Origin of the sequence: Pseudomonas alloputida, from assembly GCF_021283545.2 — a bacterium.
Lineage (GTDB): Bacteria > Pseudomonadota > Gammaproteobacteria > Pseudomonadales > Pseudomonadaceae > Aquipseudomonas > Aquipseudomonas alloputida.
Genome location: NZ_CP128540.1, coordinates 1,051,404 through 1,069,145 on the forward strand (window position 1 = coordinate 1,051,404; position 17,742 = coordinate 1,069,145).

A 17,742-nucleotide genomic window follows, 5' to 3' on the forward strand; every position below is an offset into this window, starting at 1 on the left:
TAGGGGAAAGCGTAGGATGCATCCTAATGGTGCGTAAGAAATGTCTGAAAATAAAGAAAATGACGCAGTCACCCGTAGGAGCGGGTTTACCCGCGAACACGGGCGAAGCCCGTGCCATCCACCGCCGTGTCTTGCTCGCGGGCTCCCACAGATGATGCGTGGACGCCTTATGGCATCTGCACTTCGATCAGGCCATCGGCATTCATGCTCACTTCACTGGTGCCTGCCTCGATATCTGGCGCCGGTGCTGCTTCATCAGCCCCCATGGCCTTCATCGCCATCGGCGCGCTACGCAAGTACGGGCGCGGGTAGCCGCTGCTGTTGAGGTTCAGGCTCACCACTTTGTAGCCTTTGCCACCCAGCGCTTCGGTCGCCAGTTGCGCGCGTGCCTTGAAGGCATCGACCGCATCCTTGAGCAGAGCATCCTCGCTGGCCTTGCGCGTGGCCGGGGCGATGGAAAAGTCCATGCCAGCCATTTTCAGCTCTTGCAACAAATCGGCGGTAAGCTGGGACAAGGCCGGGAAGTTGGCGCTTTCAAGGCGCAGTTCGGCGCGCTCGCGCCAGCCGGTAATTTTCTGGCCCTTGCTGTCATACACCGGGTAGCTGTTGCGGCTGCCTTGGCTGATCTTCACGTCCTTGACCTGGCGCGACTGCTGCACGGCCTTGTTCATGGTTTCGGTAATCTGCTTGGCGAGCTTGCCCGGGTCGCTGTTCTGCGCTTCGCTGTACAGGGTCACGACCATCAGGTCGCGCGCCACTTCCTTGCTGACTTCGGCACGCAGCGATACCTGGTTGAAACGCGGTTCATCGGCAGCCAGTGCCGGCAGGCTGGCGAGCAGGCCGCAAGACATGATCAGGGCGGCGCCGCGACGTGGGATTTGCATGTGGTACTCCTTGGCATTTGAAGGCGTGGGGGCTGGTCATCCATTCCACGCATGGCCCATAGGACCGGCAACAGTGTAGTGGGTTCAAAAGTGCCATCATGAACCTGTGACAAAGTGTGGCGCTTTGCCGCATCGCTGCAGCGAGGCGCCCGGCTTCGGTATACTCCAGCCGATTTTTCTGGAGCACTCATCAGGAGAGCTCATGCTCGCCGCCGTACAACCGTTGTCCGCTACCCGCCAGAACCTTTGGCGCCTGACCGTCATTCGGGTCCTGGTCCTGGCTGCCCAGGCCGGCTCGGTGGGCGTTGCCTACTGGACCGAACTGCTGCCGTTGCCCTGGCTGTCACTGGCCGGCACCTTGGCCTTGTCTTCGTTGCTGTGTGCCTTCACGGCCCTGCGCCTGCGGCTGTCGCTGCCCGTCACCGAAATGGAGTACGCCCTGCAGCTGGCCTGTGACCTGCTGATCCACAGTGCCTTGCTGTATTACTCCGGCGGCTCGACCAACCCGTTCGTGTCGTATTACCTGGTGCCGCTGGCGATCGCTGCGGTGACCTTGCCGTGGCTGTATTCGCTGATCCTGTCGGGCATTGCGCTGACGGCCTACAGCTTGCTGCTGGTGCAGTTCTACCCGCTCGAAGGGCTGCCGATGGCGCGGGACAAGATGCAGGTCTACGGCATGTGGCTGAGCATTGCCCTGGCGGCGGCTGTGATCACCTTTTTTGCCGCGCGCATGGCCGAAGAGCTGCGCCGCCAGGAGCAGCTGCGTTCAGAGCGGCGTGAAGAAAGCCTGCGCGACGAGCAACTGCTGGCTGTGGCTACCCAGGCCGCCGGTGCCGCCCATGAACTGGGTACGCCGCTGGCGACCATGAGCGTGCTGATCAACGAAATGCGCCAGGACCACACCGACCCGCTGTTGCAGGAGGACCTGCAAATCCTCCAGGACCAGGTAAAGCTGTGCAAAGAGACTTTGCAACAGCTGGTGCGCGCAGCCGAAGCCAACCGGCGCCTGGCCATCGTGGAGCAGGATGTGACCGCCTGGCTGGACGAGGCGCTCAACCGCTGGCACCTGATGCGCCCGGAAGCCAGCTACCGCTTCCAGCGCCTGCGCGACGGCAAGGTGCCGCGTCTGGCGCCGCCGCCAGACCTGACCCAGGCGTTACTGAATCTGCTGAACAATGCCGCCGATGCCTGCCCTGATGATCTGGAAGTTCGCCTGGACTGGGACGCCCAGGACATCGTCATCAGTATCCACGACCATGGTCCTGGTGTACCGCCAGCCATTGCCGAAGCCATTGGCAAACCTTTTATTACCACCAAGGGCAAAGGCTTCGGCCTGGGCCTGTTCTTGAGCAAGGCCAGCGTGACCCGTGCGGGCGGCTCGGTGAAACTCTATAGTCATGAACAGGGTGGCACCCTGACCGAACTGCGCCTGCCCTATGGCAAGCGAGGAGATGAATGATGAGCGAAGAAAACCAGGTCGAAAGCGAAGAGCTGCCGCACCTGCTGCTGGTGGATGACGATGCCACCTTCACCCGGGTCATGGCCCGGGCCATGAGCCGTCGCGGTTTCCGTGTGAGCACTGCCAGTTCTGCCGAAGAAGGCTTGATTCTGGCCCAGCAGGACCTGCCGGACTACGCCACGCTGGACCTGAAGATGGATGGCGACTCCGGCCTGGTGCTGCTGCCCAAGCTGCTGGAACTGGACCCGGAAATGCGCGTGGTGATCCTGACCGGGTACTCGAGCATTGCCACCGCAGTGGAGGCGGTCAAGCGCGGTGCCTGCAACTACCTGTGCAAGCCGGCTGACGCCGATGACGTGTTGGCAGCACTGCTGTCGGAGCACACCGACCTGGATACCCTGGTGCCGGAAAACCCGATGTCGGTCGATCGCCTGCAGTGGGAACACATCCAGCGCGTGCTGAACGAGCATGAAGGCAATATCTCGGCCACCGCACGGGCGCTGGGCATGCACCGACGGACGTTGCAGCGCAAGCTGCAGAAGCGGCCGGTTCGGCGCTGATTCCTTATCGATGATGTTGGCCTGTTCGCGGGGGAATCCGCTCCTGCAACTGTGAGCGCGGGCTTGCCCGCGAAGGGCTGCAAAGCAGTCCCAATCAAGGCGAGCTCGATGAAGGTACTGTTGGTCATCCTTGCGCTGGTTGCAGGTAGCGCCAAAGCTGAAGACTGGCCTGACCCGCAGTGGCAGAACGACCCTGCCACCCTCGACTGGCAGGCCGTCGATGCCTACGCCTTTCCTGCACGCTCCCCCTCGGAGCGCAACGGCATCCGCACGGACGCTCTGCTGATCATCCGCGACGGGCGTATCCTCCACGAGCGCTACACCGCGCCCACCCGCGCCGCCACCGCGCACCTGACCTGGTCGGTAAGCAAGAGCGTACTGGCCACGGTAATGGGCGTAGCCCAGGGCGAAGGCCGCTTCCAGCTGCAAGACCCGGTCAGCCGCTTCTATCCACCCATGCGCGCCCACCCAGGCGTGCGCGTTGCCGACCTGCTGCACTGGGCCAGTGGCCTTGAGTGGCAGGAAGACTACGAATACGCGCCGCTGAAGTCCTCGGTGGTGGCCATGCTGTATACCCGTGGCCGCGCAGACATGGCCGCCTACGCGGCGGCCCGGGGTGCCGCCGCCAGCCCCGGTCAGCGGTTCCTCTACTCCAGCGGCGACAGCAACCTGCTGGCCGCCGCGCTGCGTGGCATGCTCGATGCCGGGCAGTACCCCGACTACCCCTGGCACGCACTGTTCACCCCGTTGGGTATCGGCAGTGCGGTGTGGGAGCGTGACCGGGCAGGCACCTATGTAGGCTCTTCCTATCTCTACCTCAGTGCCCGCGATTTGGCCCGTATTGGCCTGCTGATGCAGCGCGACGGGCGCTGGCAGGGCCGACAATTGCTGCCCAAAGCCTGGGTAGCTTTCAACCGCACCCCGTTTGTCCAGGCCCAGGCGCTGCCTGGCGAGGCCATCCCGGGCGGCCACTGGTGGCTCAACCAGCCGCTGGCTGGCGCCGAACGGCCTTGGCCCAGTGCACCGGCAGACACCTTCGCCGCCCTTGGCCACTGGGGGCAGGCTTTATATGTGCTGCCTGAGCAAAAGCTGGTGATCGTGCGCTACGCCGATGACCGCGACAGCAGCTATCGACACGACGAATTGCTCAAGCGGGTGCTGGCGGTACTGGCCGGGGAGGGGGCATGAAGCGGTTATTGCTGCTGGCGCTGGCAGGGCTCCTGTACTGGGCCTGGCAGGAACGCCAGGCGCTGGCGGACTTCCCCGGCATACTCTCGGCCTACTCGGCCAAGGAATATTGTTCCTGCCGCTTTGTCATGGGCTTCGACAAGGTGTACTGCCAAGGGTACGTGAAGCAGTGGCTGCCACTGAGCCTGCTGGAGGAAAACAGCCAGCAGCAGCGAGTCACCGCTGAAGGCCTGGGGCGGCGCAGTCAGGCGGCCTGGCAAGGCGCGCGTGAGGGCTGCCGCTTGCTGCCATGAATGCAGGCGGGTAAGGTTGGCGGCCTGGTTTCACGAGATCTGTCATGTTCAAGTTGCCCCGTCTGCTGTCTGCCTTATTGCTGGCTCTGTGCCTGCCCGCTCATGCCAATTGGCACCTGGATGGCGAATCTTCACGGCTGTCGTTCATCACCGGCAAGAACGGCGACACCGCCGAAGTGCATCGCTTTCTGGTGTTGCATGGCACGGTCGATCGCAAGGGTATGGCCGGGTTGAGGATCGAGATGGACTCGGTGAGCAGCGGTATTCCGCTGCGTGACGAGCAAATGCGCGACAACCTGTTCGAGGTCGAGCGCTTCGCCGAGGCCACAGTGAAGGCACAGATCGACCTGCAGCCGATCAATGACCTGGCCGACGGTGCACAGATCGAATTGCGCCTGCCGCTGACGGTCACCCTGCATGGCCAGTCGCACAGCTACAATGTCCTGTTGCTGGCCACCCGCCTGGATGCGCGGCGCTTCCAGGTGGTGACCCTTGAGCCTCTGGTGCTGCGCGCCGAAGATTTTGGCTTGCTGCCGGGGCTGGAAAGCCTGCGCAAGTTCGCCAGGTTGAAGTCCATCAACCCGTCGGTACCGGTTAGCGCGGTGCTGATCTTCACTGCGCGCTGACATGGCGGGGCCGGTCTTCCCCTGGCGGGATGGCAATCAGTTCGAACTGCTTATCGACGGCCCTGCGTTCTTTCCGCGCATGCTCCTGGCGATCATGCGTGCCGAGTTCCAGGTTGACCTGGAGCTGTACCTGGTCGAGGCCGGTGCCTGTGCCGAGGCGGTGGTCGACGCGCTGGAGCAGGCTGCCCGGCGTGGCGTGCGGGTGCGGTGCCTGTTCGATGACTACGGTTCATTGGCCTTCAACAGCGCGTTGCGTCAGCGCCTGCTGGACGCTGGCGTGTACTTGCGCTGGTATAACCGCCTGCGCTGGAAGCGTGGCCTGCGTAACCTCTACCGTGATCATCGCAAATTGCTACTGGTTGACGAACGTTGGGCAGTGGTGGGGGGGACGGGCGTTACCGACGAGTTCTGGACGCCGGGTGAGGCGACCAGCGAATGGCACGAAGTGATGGTGCAGATGCAGGGGCCGGTGGTGAGCGACTGGCAGTTGCTGTTCGACCGTCAGTGGCAAGCCAACAACCGCCGCACCGCCTGGCGCCCTGCTGAAGGCTTTGGCCTGCCGCGTCTGCCCAAGGTGCCTGCGCAGGGGCAGGGCATGGGCCGGGTCGCTTATGCCGACGCCCGCCAGCACCAGGACATCCTGCACGCGCTGGTACGGGCGCTGAACAGCGGCCAGAAACGGGTGTGGCTGGCCACGCCGTACTTCTTGCCGACCTGGAGCGTGCGCCGGTCGTTGCGCCGGGCTGCCAGCAAGGGCCTGGACGTGCGTCTGTTGTTGACCGGCCCGCGTACCGATCACCCCTCGGTACGCTACGCCGGGCATCGTTACTACCCGCGTCTGTTGCGCGCGGGCGTACGGATTTTCGAGTACCAGCCGTGCTTCCTGCACCTGAAGATGGCTGTGGTAGACGACTGGGTCAGCGTCGGTTCGTGCAACTTCGACCACTGGAACTTGCGCTTCAACCTTGAAGCCAACATCGAAGCGCTCGACCCGCCGTTGACAGCGGCGGTGGTGGCCAGCTTCGAGCGCGACTTCGCCCAGAGCGAAGAAGTCGACCTCGCCCACTGGCATGCGCGCCCTTGGTGGCGCAGGGTGAAGCAACGGATCTGGGGCTGGCTCGATCGGCTGGTGGTCAACTTCCTCGACCGCCGTGACTGACAGCGGCTATCGTGCAGTGACTATTCACAGTTAACCGAAGGAGTGGGCGAGATGACGGCGAAGAAAATTCTCATGCTGGTGGGCGACTACGTCGAAGATTACGAAGCGATGGTGCCGTTCCAGGCCTTGAGCATGGTGGGCCACACGGTGCATGCGGTGTGCCCGGAAAAGCTGGCGGGGCAGACCGTGCGTACCGCGATTCATGACTTCGAGGGGGAGCAGACCTACAGCGAAAAGCCTGGGCACAATTTTGCCCTGAATTATGATTTCGTGCGGGTGCGGCCCGAGAGTTATGACGCGCTGCTGATCCCGGGTGGCCGGGCGCCGGAGTATCTGCGCCTGAATGAAAAGGTGTTGGACCTGGTGCGGGCGTTCGACCAGGCCGGCAAGCCGATTGCGGCGGTGTGCCATGGTGCCCAGCTGCTGGCGGCGGCAGGGGTGCTGGAGGGGCGTGAGTGCAGCGCGTACCCGGCATGTGCGCCAGAAGTGCGCCTGGCGGGTGGCACGTTCATCGACATCGCGGTGGACCAGGCGCATGTGGATGGCAACCTGGTGACCGCACCGGCATGGCCCGCGCACCCGGCCTGGCTGGCGGCGTTCCTTAAAGTGCTGGGCACGCGTATTGTCTGACAGGCTTGATTGAGTTGGCAGCGGGTTGCTTCAGGCAACCTGCTCCACCCAGTCATTGAGGTTGTAGTAGTTGGTGACCCGGGCAATCTTGCCACAGTGAATATAGAAGAACGCCCCTGCCGGCAGCACATAGGTCTGGCCGTTTGCTGTCGGCAACCCTTCGTCATCGGCCAGGTATTGGCCATGCACGGTGAACTCCGCCGCCGCGCGGCTGCCATCGGCGTTCTGCATCACCACGATGTCGGCCAGGCGCTCGCGGTAGCAGCGGTTCATCTTTTCCATGAACGCGGCGAACCTGGCCTTGCCCATCTGGCGCTCGCCCTGGTTGATGTCGTGGATCACGTCTTCGCTGAGCAGCGCCAGAAACGCCGGCATGTCACCCGCGTTGAAGGCGGCGTAGTAAGCATTTACCAGTTCGGTTGCGGTCATGGAACATTTCCTGTCGTGTAGGGAAAAGGCGGGTCGTTACCTCGGATGATAGGGTTTCCCCTCAAGCCCGGCTTAGCCGAGCGCGTCATCCACATCGACAAAACGACCGCCAAACATGGAAATACGCCTGTTGCACGGTGCCGCTATCGCGCCTTACATCGATGACCTCGCTCGCCTGCGCCTTACTGTGTTCCGCGAGTTCCCCTACCTTTACGACGGCACCCCGGAGTACGAGGCCGACTACCTGGCCAACTATGCCCGCTCCGGGCGCAGCCTGGTTGTGCTGGCGCTGGACGACGGCAAGGTGGTCGGCGCCTCTACCGGCCTGCCGCTGGTGGATGTCGCGCCCGAATTCCAGCAGCCATTCCTGGCCCAGGGGCGCGACCCGGCCAGTGTGTACTACTTCGGTGAGTCGCTGGTGTTGCCGGCATACCGCGGACAGGGCCTGGGGGTTCGCTTCTTCATCGAGCGCGAGTCCTACGCACACAAACTGGCCGAGTTCGATTACTGCGCGTTCTGCGCGGTCGAGCGACCCGGTGCGCACCCGCGACGGCCAGCCGAGTACAAACCCCTGCACGGCTTCTGGCGCAACCGCGGCTTCCTGCACGACCCATCGCTGCGTACCACCTACGCCTGGCGCGACCTGGACGAGCAGGAAAGCTCCGACAAGCTGATGTCGTTCTGGCTCAAGGCACTGCCGGTATGATCCGCCTGGCAGCCTGCCAGTACGCCATCGAGCTGCACGAAACCTGGGACGCCTACGCCGACCACCTGCAAGGCCTGTGCGCCGAAGCGGTGGAGGCGGGGGCACGCTTGCTGCTACTGCCTGAGTACGCCGGGCTGGTGCTGAGCGGCCAGCTGAGTGCCGGGCAGCGGGAAGACCTGAAGGCTTCGATTGCCGGCATCCAGCCGCTGATCGAACCCTGGAAAGCGTTGTGCGAGAGCCTTGCCCGACGTTGGGGGATCTACCTGCAACCGGGCAGTGTGCCGGTGCTGGACAACGATGGGCGCTACCGCAACCGTGCCTGGCTGTTCGGCCCCCAAGGTGTGCTGGGTTATCAGGACAAACTGATGATGACCCGCTTCGAGCGCGAGCAGTGGGACATCGCTGCAGGCCAGGGGCTGCAGGTGTTCGAAACCGAACTGGGGCGCTTGGGCATCCTGATCTGCTACGACAACGAGTTCCCGATGCTGGCCCGCCGCCTGGCCGAGTGTGGTGCCGACCTGATCCTGGCGCCAAGTTGTACCGATACCGAAGCCGGTTACCACCGGGTGCGTATTGGCGCCCAGGCGCGCGCCCTGGAGAGCCAGATTGCCGTGTTGCAGAGCCCGACGGTGGGGGTGGCGCCCTGGTCGCCGGCATTGGACGAGAATATCGGCCGGGCAGGCTTGTTCGTACCGCCGGATCACGGGATGCCGGGGGATGGGGTGGTGGCGTTGAGTGAGCAGCTGAACCCGGACTGCAGCCAGTGGCTGGTGTGTGAGGTAGATTTGGAGGAAGTGCGGCGGGTGAGGCGGGAAGGGCAGGTGTTTACCTGGCGGGACTGGCCGGAGCAGTTCGAGAGAGTCCTGTGATGACTGTGGCGGCCTCTTCGCGGGCAAGCCCGCTCCCAAATGCGTAGCCTTCTGGCTTGCGCTGTACGTGTGGGAGCGGGCTTGCCCGCGAAGCAGCCGCCGCAGTTACATCAGGTTACTTCACTTCGACGGCCAGGCTTTCGGCAATCTTGCTCTGCCACAGGGCAGGGCCAGTGATGTGTACCGATTCACCGTTGCTGTCCACGGCGACGGTCACCGGCATGTCCTTGACTTCGAACTCGTAGATCGCTTCCATGCCCAGCTCGGCGAAGGCCAGTACCTTCGACTTGCGGATGGCCTGGGCGACCAGGTAGGCAGCGCCGCCAACGGCCATCAGGTACACGGCCTTGTTGTCCTTGATCGCCTCGATGGCGGTCGGGCCACGCTCGGACTTGCCAATCATGCCCAGCAGGCCAGTCTGCTCAAGGATCTGGCGAGTGAACTTGTCCATACGGGTAGCAGTGGTCGGGCCGGCTGGGCCTACCACTTCGTCACCCACCGGGTCGACCGGGCCGACGTAGTAGATGAAGCGGCCTTTCAGGTCTACCGGCAACTCTTCGCCACGGTTGAGCATTTCAACCATGCGCTTGTGCGCGGCATCACGGCCGGTCAGCATCTTGCCGTTGAGCAGGATGGTTTCGCCCGGCTTCCAGCTGGCCACTTCTTCCGGGGTGATGTCGTCGAGGTTGACGCGACGGGCGCTCGGGCCGGCTTCCCAGACGATTTCCGGGTAAGCGTCCAGCGACGGCGCTTCCAGTTCTGCCGGGCCGGTGCCATCGAGCACGAAGTGGGCGTGGCGGGTAGCAGCGCAGTTGGGGATCATGCACACCGGCAAGGACGCGGCGTGGGTCGGGTAGTCCATGATCTTGACGTCGAGCACGGTGGTCAGGCCACCCAGGCCCTGGGCGCCGATGCCCAGCTGGTTGACCTTGTCGAACAGCTCCAGGCGGATTTCTTCCAGGCGGTTCTGTGGGCCACGGGCTTTCAGTTCGTGAATGTCGATGGACTCCATCAACACTTCCTTGGCCATGACCGCGGCCTTCTCGGCGGTACCGCCGATGCCGATGCCGAGCATGCCAGGCGGGCACCAGCCAGCACCCATGGTCGGCACGGTCTTCAGTACCCAGTCGACGATCGAGTCGGACGGGTTGAGCATGGCCATCTTCGACTTGTTTTCCGAGCCGCCGCCCTTGGCTGCGACATCGACTTCCACCTTGTCGCCGGGGACTATGGAGTAGTGGATCACTGCCGGGGTGTTGTCCTTGGTGTTCTTGCGGGCACCGGCCGGGTCGGCCAGGATCGAAGCGCGCAGGACGTTTTCAGGCAGGTTGTAGGCGCGACGCACACCTTCGTTGATCATGTCGTCGACGCTCATGGTGGCGCCATCCCAGCGCACGTCCATGCCCACGCGGATGAACACGGTGACGATACCGGTGTCCTGGCAGATTGGACGATGGCCGGTGGCGCACATGCGCGAGTTGATCAGGATCTGGGCGATGGAATCGCGTGCAGCAGGCGATTCCTCACGCAGATAGGCCTCGTGCATGGCCTGGATGAAATCGACGGGGTGGTAGTACGAGATGAATTGCAGGGCGTCGGCGACGCTCTGAATCAGGTCGTCTTGCTTGATCACGGTCATGCAGCGCGCTCCTCTTAAAGACGGGAACATTCAAAAAGACGCTCGACATAGCCGACCAGCACGTCGAAGCGCCTTGCAAGGCGCCGGCAGGTCAGGCCGACGGAAAAAGGCGCGGCAGTATAGCGCGCATCCGTGCCCGGCACACCTGCGGCCGGTCTGGACCATGGTCGGCAGCGCGCAGGCATCTATTTTGCTGGTGTGCTCTGCTTGGCTTACAGTGAGCCTTGGACAGCAGGAGATGTACCGAACATGCCCGAAATTTGCGTGGGCGAGCGCCGCTGGCTGGTGCCCATTGGCAGCAACCTGCTCGATGCCCTCAACGAGGCGGGGCTGAATGTGCCTTACAGTTGCCGCGCCGGCAGTTGCCACGCCTGCCTGGTGCGCTGCCTGGAAGGGCAACCGGCAGACGCTTTGCCCGAGGCATTGGCATTGGAGAAACATGCCCAGGGCTGGCGTCTGGCTTGCCAGTGCCGGGTGGTCGAGGACCTGCGTGTGGCGTTGTACGACCCCCAGCAGGGTGGCGTACCGGCGCAGGTCTGTGCGTTGGACTGGTTTGGCGATGTGTTGCGCCTGCGGTTGCGCCCCGATCGGGTGGTGCGTTACCAGGCGGGGCAGCACGTGGTGCTGTGGCTAGGCGCGGTTGCTCGGCCTTATTCCTTGGCCAGCCTGCCGGGCGAGGATGATTTTCTCGAGTTTCATATCGATTGCCAGCGGCCTGGTGCCTTTTGCGACAAGGCGCGTGGTCTGCAGGTCGGCGATGAGATGCGTTTGGGGGAGTTCAGAGGCGGAGCCCTTCATTACGACCCTGATTGGCAGGAGCGGCCGCTGTGGTTGCTGGCTGCGGGAACCGGGCTGGCGCCGCTCTGGGGTATCTTGCGCGAAGCGTTGCGCCGGGGGCATCGGGGCGAAATCCGGGTGGTACATGTGGCGCGGGATCCGGCTGGGCACTATCTGGCGGAGAAGCTGCTGAAGCTGCCAGGGGTCAGTGTCGAGCTGGTGCTGGTGGAGCATGTGGATGAAGCGTTGGCCGGGATGCGGCTGTTGTCGCGACAGACGGTGGCGCTGCTGTGTGGGGCACCGGGGAGTGTCGAGCGGTTTGCCCGACGCATGTTCATGGCAGGGGTACCGCGGGGACAGGTGTTTGCTGATGTGTTCGTCGAGCATGCCTGAGTAGCATTTGAAGTGCGAAGGGCCGCAAAGCGGAAGTGTCAGATTTTTTGTGTGCGGGCCGGTAACGGCCTGCCGTCAGGCAGGCCCTGACTTTCACCAGGTCGGCCTGATGAACCGATCTCCGTACAAAATCGCGAATTGATTCATCGCACTTTTCCAATCATGCGCCGCTGAGCCCCAGTTTGCCGTGATGTTTCGCAGCCCCAGCCAGATCAGCTTGGTAGCTGCGTCATCGTTCGGGAAATGGCCTCGGGTCTTGATGATCTTGCGCAGCTGGGCATTGATACTCTCGATGGCGTTGGTGGTGTAGATCACTTTCCGGATGGCTGGTGGGAAGACAAAGAAGGGAATCACTCGATCCCAGGCGCGTCTCCAGGCCGCAACGACCGTTGGATACTGCTTGCCCCAGGGCCCGTTTTCAAACTCATCGAGTGCCTGCTCAGCCGCTTCGGCGTTGATGGCCTGGTAGATCGGCTTGAGCGCCTTGGCCAGTGCCCGCCGCTTGTCCCAGGCTGCAAAGTCCAGGCTGTTGCGGATCAGGTGCACGATGCACGTCTGCAGAGTCGTCTCTGGAAACACGGCGCTGAGAGCCTCTGGCATGCCTTTGAGGCCATCGGTCACGGCAATCAGCACATCCTCGACACCACGTGTCTTGAGATCGTTAAAGACCTTCATCCAGAACTTCGCACCCTCGGTGTTCTCGATCCAGATGCCCAAGATATCGCGCGTCCCGTCGGGTAGAACGCCCAGCGCCAAGTAAATGGCCTTGTTGCGCACCAAGCCTTCTTCGCGGATCTTCACCCGCAGTGCATCGAAGAAAATGACCGGGTACATGGGCTCTAGTGGCCGCTGCTGCCACGCGCCAATTTCTTCCATGACCTCGTCTGTCACAGAGCTGATGAAGTCGGGTGAGACCTCTGTTCCATACTGCTCGGACAGAAAGGCTCGGATCTCTCTGACCGTCATGCCACGGGCGTACATGGCGATGATCTTGTCATCGAAACCGGTGTACCGCCGCTCATGCTTGGGGATGAGAATGGGCGCAAAACTGCCGTCTCGGTCACGAGGAATTTCCAGCCGCAGCGGGCCATCGCCGGTCAAAACCGTCTTGCCACTCTTGCCGTTACGCTGGTTGGTTTCATCCTCTGGGCGCTGCGCGCCCGGCGGATAACCCAGGTGGTGGCCAAGTTCGGCGTGCAGAGCGCGTTCGATCAAGGCCTTCTTGAACGCCGCAGAGGCATCCTCGATAGCCTCTGCGGTCATCAGGCCCTCACCGAACTGCTCCAGCAGCTCTTTGGGGATTTTGGGCAGGTCACGCAAGGGTTTCTTTTTGGTTGGCATACATGCACCTCTTACTCATGTTATGCCCGAACACAAAATTTCTGACACCCTCCGCAAAGCGGCCCCTCTTTCATGCGGCGCTGCGCTCGGCGACGGGCACCTCGGCCAGCCCCCGCCGATAGAGAACCAGGTAATACGACCCCAATCCGATCAACCAGCAGAACACTGCCGTCCACACATTGTGCGACAGGAAGTGCGCCCCCTGCATCATCCTGCCCACCGACAGTATCGACCCTGCTGTCAAGGCCACTACAAATGCCACTCGCGCCAGGCGTGGCTTGCGATCACGCAGCAGGAAGAACAAGGCGAACAGGCAGAAACCGGTCGCTGCATGCCCGCCCGGCCAGCACAGCCCAGGCTTGTCGGTAGGCGGCCGTGGCTCCAGCAGCTTGCTGTAGGTTTCGGTGCCGCCAAACTGGGTCAGGCTCCAAGGGCACTGCACCTGGGTGACTTTTTTCAGCGGCGTGACAAACGCCGTGGACAAGCCCAGTGCCAGCACCAGGCAGCCCAGTTCACGGCGCCAGCCAAACAGGCGCTTCCAGAAAAAGCTCGCGGCAAAGGTCAGCAGCGATATCACCCCCAACAGGATCACCACTTGCTTGACCCGGTCATGCAGGATGTTTTCCAACAGGTAACTGTGGCGGCCAATGAACTGCCCGGCAGCGGGGTCGAAGAACAGGTTGGCGACATCCATGTCGACTGAAGTCAGCTCCAGCAGGATCAAGGCCACCGCAGTCGCCAGGGGAATCCCCAGGTACAGCCAGTAGTTGATCGGGCGAGGGCGGGTGCGTTGCTGCATGACGGCTCCAGGGCGCGAAAAAGATCGGGCATTGTCGACCGCCCGCTATCCTGTGTCCGTGAAGGATCAGTGAAAAAACCGTCAAGTGCGGTGAATTTTCCCCAGGGCTGGCACCGTGCAGGCATAGGCCTTAAGCTGCGCCTGCCGCGCACCACAGCGAGAAGCGCCGCACAGGAGAAACCGATGCGCATTCTTTTGGTTGAAGACAACCGCGATATCCTGGCCAACCTGGCCGATTACCTGGGCATGAAAGGCTACACCGTCGACTGCGCCCAGGATGGCCTGTCCGGGCTGCATCTGGCCGCCACCGAACACTACGACCTGATCGTACTCGACATCATGCTGCCAGGCATCGATGGCTACACCCTGTGCAAGCGCCTGCGCGAAGATGCCCGCCGTGACACGCCGGTGATCATGCTCACTGCCCGTGACCAGCTGGACGACCGCCTGCAGGGCTTCCGCTCGGGGGCTGACGACTACCTGCTCAAGCCATTTGCCCTGTCGGAGCTGGCGGCGCGCATCGAAGCGGTGCTGCGCCGTGCCCAGGGCGGTGGGCGGCGCACCCTGCAGGTGGCTGACCTGAGCTACGACCTCGATACCCTGGAGGTTACCCGCCAGGGTCGCCTGTTGAAGCTCAACCCGGTCGGCCTCAAGCTGCTGGCGGTACTGATGCAGAAAAGCCCGCACGTACTGCGCCGCGAGGTGCTGGAAGAAGCCTTGTGGGGCGACGACTGCCCTGATAGCGACAGCCTGCGCAGCCATGTGCATCAGCTGCGCCAGGTGATCGACAAACCGTTTGAGAAACCGTTGCTGCATACCGTCCATGGCGTCGGCTATCGCCTCGCCGAGGGCCGCGATGGAGTTTAAGCAAAGCCTTGCCCAGCGCATCATCATCGCCTTTGCCCTGATGAGCGCGCTGGTGGCCGGGGCCTTCGCATTCGGTATCGTCGGCACGGTGCACCTGGTCGAAGAGCGACTGATTTCCTCGGTACTGGGCGGTGACCTGCAGCGCCTGCTGCGTATGGACAGCGTCAGTGACTGGAGTCATCGGCCTCGTCCAGACCAGCTGTTCTATTTCAGTGGCGGGCGTGACGACTTCGAGCTGCCCAAGGACCTGCGTCACCTCGACCGCGGTTTCCACGAGGTGTTCCGAGACCAGCTGTCCTACCACGCCATGGTCGAGATCGTCGATGGTCGCCGTTATGTACTGCTGCAGGACCAGAGCGACTTCGAGGAGCGCGAGCGCGTGCTTTTTGCCGTGGTTGTGGTGGGCTTCGTGCTCAGCCTGGTGCTGGCGGTCATCCTTGGCTGGCTGGTTGCACGTCGGGTAATGGCACCGGTCATCCGCCTGGCGCGTCAGGTGCGCCACCGCGATCAACTACTGGGCCTGGCCCCGCCGCTGGCTCCGGATTATGCGGCAGACGAAGTCGGCCAGCTTGCAGTGGCTTTCGACGATACCCTGGGTCGCCTGCGTGATGCGCTGACCCGCGAGCGGCTGTTCACCAGCGACGTCAGCCACGAGCTGCGCACGCCGTTGATGGTGTTGGCTACCTCGTGTGAGCTTCTGATGGAAAACCCTGGCCTCGATGCCCGCGCGCGTAGCCAGGTGGAGCGCGTGGCGCGGGCCACCGAAGAGATGCGCGAGCTGGTCAAGACCTTCCTCATGTTGGCCCGCGCGCAGCGTGATGAGGGGGCAGTGGCGTCACGGGCGACCCTGCGCGAAGTGGCCGACGAGCTCATCGGGGTGTGGCGTGACACCATCGAACAGAAAGGCCTCACCCTGTATTTCGATGGCCGCGTGAGCGCTAGCCCTGTGCTGTACAACGCCACCTTCCTGCAGTCGGTGATGGGCAACCTGCTGCGCAATGCGGCGCACTACACCGACAGTGGGTATATCCGCCTGAGCCTGGAAGCCAACGGTTTCAGCGTAGAGGACAGCGGCGTGGGTATCCCCGAAGAGCAGCGTGAGGCCATGTTCAGGCCGTTCGTGCGGGGCGATGAACGGCGTGGCGAGGGGCTTGGGCTGGGGCTTTCGCTGGTGCAGCGGATCTGCGACGACCAAGGTTGGCGTGTCACCCTGACATCCACCTTGCCGCATGGCTGCCGCTTCCAGGTGGACCTGAGCAACACCGCGACCAAAGGCGACCCGGACGCCCTGGTCGAGTAATTTCTTGTATCAGGTCAACGGGTGCCCAACGTTTTTTTCACATTGGCATGACCTGATTCCAACGCTTGCATGACTAGTGTGGGCGCAATGGAGTCAGGAGATGCCCAATGCGTAGCCCCATCAAGCTTGAATTTTCCGAGAAGTACGACAAAGACCATGCGCGCGAGTACTTTCTCAAGCACCAGGACGGCCTGGCGCGACGCCTTTCCCACAAGCGAGATGAGCAGTTGGCGCGCCGCGCCTTGGCATTGGCGGGCGAGCCTGGCCTGGTACTCGACCTGCCATGCGGAGCGGGCCGTTTCTGGCCGCTGTTGGCGGAAAAGCCCAATCGGGTAATCATCGGTGCCGACAACTCCGAGGCCATGATCGAGACAGCCTGTGCGGCGCAACCGCCAGAAGTTGTGGCACGGGTACGGCCTTTGCAGACTTCTGCATTTGCCATCGACCTGCCAGATAACGCCGTGGACAGTATTTTCTGCATGCGCCTGTTCCATCACATTGGCGAGTCGGCGCACAGAAAGACCATTCTTTCGGAATTTCAACGGGTTAGCCGTGATAGTGTGATCCTTTCCCTGTGGGTGGATGGCAACTTCAAGGCCTGGCGGCGGAAAAAGCTGGAGCAGCGCCGTAGCGCCAAGGCCGAGCAGGACAATTACCAGAACCGTTTCGTGTTACCTGCCGAAACGGTCGAAGAAGAATTCAGGGCCGCCGGCTTCAGAATCCAGGAACGCCTCGACTTCCTGCCGTTCTATGCCATGTGGCGGGTCTATGTATTGCGTAAGGGGTAGTGTTTGATGGCTGTAGCCCATAAAGGGGAAGCGCAGTTCGATTTTTACTGGCGCCAGCAAGGCGAGTGGGTCGAGGAGCCTAACCAGCGCCGCGGCGGCGAGAGTGGCGTGCAACGCCTCAACGATGCCGATGGCAAGCTGTTGTATGCCAAACGCCAGGTCGGGCATATCTACCGCAGCCTGTTGCACCCTTTTGGTCGGCCGACCGTGTTGCGTGAACTCGATGCGCTGAACAGTTTCGAGCAGTTGGGCGTGCGTGTACCGCGCATCGTCTTCTGTGGCGCGCAGCGCGATGCCGAGCACCAGTGGCGCGCGCTGCTGGTCAGCGAAGCGCTGGACGGTTTTGTCGAACTCGACACCTGGCATGCCGAAGGTGCCCGCGAGCGTTACCCGCAAGTGGTGCATGAGCGCATGCTCAAGGACCTGGCGGACAACCTGGCGCGGATGCACCTGGGGCACTGGCAGCACGGCTGCCTGTATGGCAAGCACGTATTCATCAAGGTAATTGGCGAAGGCGAGCAGGCCCGCGTCGAAGTGGCGCTGCTGGACCTGGAAAAGTGCAGGCGGCGTATCAGCTGCCAGCGGGCGGCCGGCAATGACTTGCGTCAGCTACGCCGCCATTCGTCGCTCAATGACGCGGAATGGCGGACGCTGCTCTACTTTTACAAGATGGCGTTTGGCAGCGCTGTCAAAGGGTTAGAGTAATGAAACTAGAAATTGCTCGAGCTTTGTTCCTGGTAGCTGGCCTGGCGGTGACCACCGTGGCGGTGGCTGCCTGGGAAGAGCCGAGGCCAACCGTGTTCAGCAAGGCTGAGATGGCAGACCAGTGCGCGTTGCCGCGGGATGCAAAACCGCAGCAGCAGGCCCGGAGCGAGCCAGACCAGGACCTTTTGCTGTTCCTGTTTGGCCTGCGTCAAGGGTTGCGGTCACAGGGATGAACCCTGCGTTAGCTGGAAAAGCCAGAGGCCTCGCGATTGCGGGGCCTTTGGTTTTTTGCGTCTGCCTTGCCGGCCTCTTCGCGGGCAGCCCGCCCCA

At 62.7% G+C, this 17,742-nt stretch carries 20 protein-coding genes; 15 read left to right on the forward strand and 5 right to left on the reverse strand.

The genetic code is table 11. From position 1 onward, the window contains the following. Positions 1-167: 167 nt before the first annotated feature. Positions 168-884 (reverse strand): SIMPL domain-containing protein, encoded by a 717-nt coding sequence (locus tag LU682_RS04745; RefSeq protein ID WP_003255248.1) that lies wholly within the window; start codon positions 882-884, stop codon positions 168-170. Positions 885-1,086: 202 nt separating this feature from the next. On the opposite strand from LU682_RS04745, the gene LU682_RS04750 reads away from it, so the two are divergent. From LU682_RS04750 to LU682_RS04780, 7 genes are all read left to right on the forward strand, one after another. Further along, complete coding sequence (locus LU682_RS04750; protein ID WP_014589781.1) at positions 1,087-2,343, forward strand: ATP-binding protein; 1,257 nt, start codon at positions 1,087-1,089, stop codon at positions 2,341-2,343. After that, positions 2,343-2,903, forward strand: a complete 561-nt coding sequence (locus LU682_RS04755; RefSeq protein WP_003255244.1) for a response regulator transcription factor — start codon at positions 2,343-2,345, stop codon at positions 2,901-2,903. Before LU682_RS04750 ends, LU682_RS04755 begins: the two co-directional genes overlap by 1 nt. A gap of 108 nt (positions 2,904-3,011) precedes the next feature. Next, complete coding sequence (locus tag LU682_RS04760) at positions 3,012-4,091, forward strand: serine hydrolase domain-containing protein (RefSeq protein ID WP_049586439.1); 1,080 nt, start codon at positions 3,012-3,014, stop codon at positions 4,089-4,091. Further along, positions 4,088-4,384, forward strand: coding sequence for a hypothetical protein (locus LU682_RS04765; protein ID WP_010952096.1), 297 nt, complete (start codon positions 4,088-4,090; stop codon positions 4,382-4,384). Before LU682_RS04760 ends, LU682_RS04765 begins: the two co-directional genes overlap by 4 nt. A gap of 44 nt (positions 4,385-4,428) precedes the next feature. After that, entirely contained in the window at positions 4,429-5,010 is a 582-nt protein-coding gene (locus tag LU682_RS04770) for a YceI family protein (RefSeq protein WP_010952097.1), read from the forward strand. Between the two features lies 1 nt (position 5,011). Beyond that, complete coding sequence (locus LU682_RS04775) at positions 5,012-6,169, forward strand: phospholipase D-like domain-containing protein (protein ID WP_010952098.1); 1,158 nt, start codon at positions 5,012-5,014, stop codon at positions 6,167-6,169. Positions 6,170-6,220: 51 nt separating this feature from the next. Beyond that, positions 6,221-6,799: a DJ-1/PfpI family protein gene (locus LU682_RS04780; protein ID WP_049586441.1), complete on the forward strand. Its 579-nt coding sequence runs from the start codon at positions 6,221-6,223 to the stop codon at positions 6,797-6,799. A 30-nt stretch (positions 6,800-6,829) separates the two neighbouring features. Here the strand turns inward: LU682_RS04780 and LU682_RS04785 are convergent, their stop codons facing one another. Then, positions 6,830-7,228 (reverse strand): nuclear transport factor 2 family protein, encoded by a 399-nt coding sequence (locus tag LU682_RS04785; protein ID WP_010952100.1) that lies wholly within the window; start codon positions 7,226-7,228, stop codon positions 6,830-6,832. 115 nt (positions 7,229-7,343) lie between these two features. Between LU682_RS04785 and LU682_RS04790 the strand changes: the two genes are divergently transcribed. Both LU682_RS04790 and LU682_RS04795 read left to right on the forward strand, forming a co-directional pair. Continuing rightward, positions 7,344-7,934, forward strand: a complete 591-nt coding sequence (locus tag LU682_RS04790; RefSeq protein ID WP_010952101.1) for a GNAT family N-acetyltransferase — start codon at positions 7,344-7,346, stop codon at positions 7,932-7,934. Next, entirely contained in the window at positions 7,931-8,803 is an 873-nt protein-coding gene (locus tag LU682_RS04795) for a carbon-nitrogen hydrolase family protein (RefSeq protein ID WP_010952102.1), read from the forward strand. The genes LU682_RS04790 and LU682_RS04795 overlap by 4 nt, the downstream gene beginning before the upstream one ends. Positions 8,804-8,918: 115 nt before the next feature. Here the strand turns inward: LU682_RS04795 and LU682_RS04800 are convergent, their stop codons facing one another. Further along, positions 8,919-10,442: a fumarate hydratase gene (locus LU682_RS04800; RefSeq protein WP_003255232.1), complete on the reverse strand. Its 1,524-nt coding sequence runs from the start codon at positions 10,440-10,442 to the stop codon at positions 8,919-8,921. Between the two features lie 249 nt (positions 10,443-10,691). On the opposite strand from LU682_RS04800, the gene LU682_RS04805 reads away from it, so the two are divergent. After that, positions 10,692-11,612, forward strand: a complete 921-nt coding sequence (locus LU682_RS04805; protein ID WP_010952104.1) for an iron-sulfur-binding ferredoxin reductase — start codon at positions 10,692-10,694, stop codon at positions 11,610-11,612. 93 nt (positions 11,613-11,705) lie between these two features. Here the strand turns inward: LU682_RS04805 and LU682_RS04810 are convergent, their stop codons facing one another. After that, on the reverse strand, positions 11,706-12,953 hold the full coding sequence (locus LU682_RS04810; protein WP_060489951.1) for an IS256 family transposase: 1,248 nt from the start codon (positions 12,951-12,953) through the stop codon (positions 11,706-11,708). A 70-nt stretch (positions 12,954-13,023) separates the two neighbouring features. Beyond that, positions 13,024-13,752 carry a phosphatase PAP2 family protein gene (locus LU682_RS04815; protein ID WP_010952105.1) on the reverse strand — a complete coding sequence of 243 codons (729 nt, stop codon included), beginning with the start codon at positions 13,750-13,752 and terminating at the stop codon, positions 13,024-13,026. A gap of 183 nt (positions 13,753-13,935) precedes the next feature. Between LU682_RS04815 and colR the strand changes: the two genes are divergently transcribed. The 5 genes from colR (at position 13,936) to LU682_RS04840 (ending at position 17,645) form a co-directional block, all read left to right on the forward strand. Beyond that, positions 13,936-14,619, forward strand: a complete 684-nt coding sequence (gene colR, locus LU682_RS04820; protein WP_003255215.1) for a two-component system response regulator ColR — start codon at positions 13,936-13,938, stop codon at positions 14,617-14,619. After that, positions 14,609-15,919, forward strand: a complete 1,311-nt coding sequence (locus tag LU682_RS04825; protein ID WP_049586445.1) for a sensor histidine kinase — start codon at positions 14,609-14,611, stop codon at positions 15,917-15,919. The genes colR and LU682_RS04825 overlap by 11 nt, the downstream gene beginning before the upstream one ends. A gap of 107 nt (positions 15,920-16,026) precedes the next feature. Then, complete coding sequence (locus tag LU682_RS04830; RefSeq protein ID WP_010952107.1) at positions 16,027-16,707, forward strand: class I SAM-dependent methyltransferase; 681 nt, start codon at positions 16,027-16,029, stop codon at positions 16,705-16,707. A 6-nt stretch (positions 16,708-16,713) separates the two neighbouring features. After that, positions 16,714-17,412 (forward strand): lipopolysaccharide kinase InaA family protein, encoded by a 699-nt coding sequence (locus LU682_RS04835; RefSeq protein ID WP_049586448.1) that lies wholly within the window; start codon positions 16,714-16,716, stop codon positions 17,410-17,412. After that, on the forward strand, positions 17,412-17,645 hold the full coding sequence (locus LU682_RS04840) for a hypothetical protein (RefSeq protein WP_010952109.1): 234 nt from the start codon (positions 17,412-17,414) through the stop codon (positions 17,643-17,645). Before LU682_RS04835 ends, LU682_RS04840 begins: the two co-directional genes overlap by 1 nt. The last annotated feature ends 97 nt before the right edge of the window (positions 17,646-17,742 follow it).